The following is a 506-nucleotide window of genomic DNA, read 5'->3' as shown; positions in this document are numbered from 1 at the left end:
CGACCGTATAGAAAAATACATTATCTACAAAGATAGTCGCCTCTACCCCATCACCCAGAACGTCAAAGATGATCTGGTTGATCGTTGGGTTGTCCGGTAACGGTCCTTCAGCGCCGGCTGAGGGTACCAAGTCGGTAAGAGCCACATCGATGTTGTTCCATTGACCTCCTGTCAAGTTCACCTCTACGTCCTCCCTGGAAACGGGATTGGTAAAGGAAATGAGACCGGCCCTGAACGAAACATCCTCAGCCACCCAAATGTCCATACTAAAGTTGGTCCTTGAGTCAAAACCTGCATCATTCTGTAACCCTACGAAATTGGTGTTAGCATAACTCCATACGTCATCTCCGGCCACTTGGATTTCGGAGAATACAGCCCCGGGATCATTACCAAATGCCCTGGGATTCGTCCCCGCTTCGTTAGTATAAGCGTTACTGAACACTGAAGTTACATTCGCAGCATCCTGAGTCGGCGCTGGTGCAGCCTCAGTTGGTTCAGTGGCCGTA

At 49.8% G+C, this 506-nt stretch carries 1 pseudogene; it reads right to left on the bottom strand.

Annotated features, from left to right (window positions below):
- A pseudogene (locus OO016_RS14405) lies at positions 1 to 506 on the bottom strand (hypothetical protein); the annotation flags it as partial.

Origin of the sequence: Lentiprolixibacter aurantiacus (assembly GCF_026241225.1) — a bacterium.
In the GTDB taxonomy this organism is placed as follows: domain Bacteria; phylum Bacteroidota; class Bacteroidia; order Flavobacteriales; family Flavobacteriaceae; genus Lentiprolixibacter; species Lentiprolixibacter aurantiacus.
This window is presented reverse-complemented; position numbering and strand designations above follow the sequence as displayed.